Here is a 1,173-nt window from a genome sequence, read left to right as displayed (position 1 = left end):
GAGGAGTTGTCGTTGCCGGTGGATCGTCCCCGCCCCGCAGTGGCCTCCCACCACGGCGCCACCACCACCTACACCCTCGACACCGAACTCATCACCGCACTACACACCCTCGCACGCCAGCACGACTGCTCGGTGTTCATGGTCATCCACGCCACCCTCGCAGTCCTGCTCGCCCGCCTCAGCAACAGCACCGACATCCCCATCGGCACCCCCATCGCCGGACGCGGCGACCCCGCCCTCGACGACCTCATCGGCATGTTCGTCAACACCCTCGTCCTACGCACCCACATCAACCCCCACGAACCCTTCACCGACCTACTCACCCGCACCAGAAACACCGACCTGCAAGCCTTCCAACACGCCGACATCCCCTTCGAACAACTCGTCGACCACCTCACCCCCCACCGCACCCGCTCCCACCACCCCCTCTTCCAAACACTGCTCGCCTTCCAAAACCTCGACCAACCCCACCTCCACCTCCCCCACCTCGACATCACCCCCACCGAACCACCCACCCCCACAGCACGATTCGACCTACAAATCATCCTCACCGACAACCACAACGGCGAGATGACCGCCACCATCACCTACGCCACCGACCTCTACAACCCCACCACCATCGACACCCTCACCCACCGATGGCTCCACATCCTGCACGCCATCACCACCAACCCCACCCAACCCATCGCCACCATCGACATCCTCGACCCCACCGAAAAAACCGACCTCCTCACCCGCACCGGACCACCACCCACACCACCGACCACACTGCCCGACCTCCTCACCACCACCGCCCACAACCACCCCCACAACACCGCCATCATCCACAACAACCACCACATCACCTACCAAGAACTCGACCAACGCTCCAACCACCTCGCCCACCAACTCCTCCACCACCACATCGGCCCCGAAGACATCGTCGCCATCGCCATCCCCCGCTCCCCCGAAACCATCATCGCCATCTGGGCCATCACCAAAACCGGCGCCGCCTTCCTACCCATCGACCCCACACACCCCACCCAACGAATCACCCACATCACCACCAACTCCCACACCACCATCGGCCTCACCACCACCCCCACACACCCACACCTCCCCCACACCATCAACTGGCTCACCATCGACAACACCCCACCCACCACCACCCCACCCATCACCGACAAAGACCGC

At 63.8% G+C, this 1,173-nt stretch carries 1 protein-coding gene; it reads left to right on the top strand.

Going from position 1 to position 1,173, the window contains the following annotated elements; genetic code table 11:
- Window positions 1-12: 12 nt before the first annotated feature.
- Window positions 13-1,173 (top strand): condensation domain-containing protein (locus ACFV2O_RS36815; RefSeq protein WP_355081662.1); only part of this gene is annotated, 1,161 nt, incomplete at its 3' end.

Origin of the sequence: Nocardia sp. NPDC059691, assembly GCF_042733915.1 — a bacterium.
GTDB classification, from domain to species: domain Bacteria; phylum Actinomycetota; class Actinomycetes; order Mycobacteriales; family Mycobacteriaceae; genus Nocardia; species Nocardia sichangensis.
Note: the sequence above shows the minus strand (reverse complement) of the source record. Positions and strands in the feature narration are given on the sequence as shown.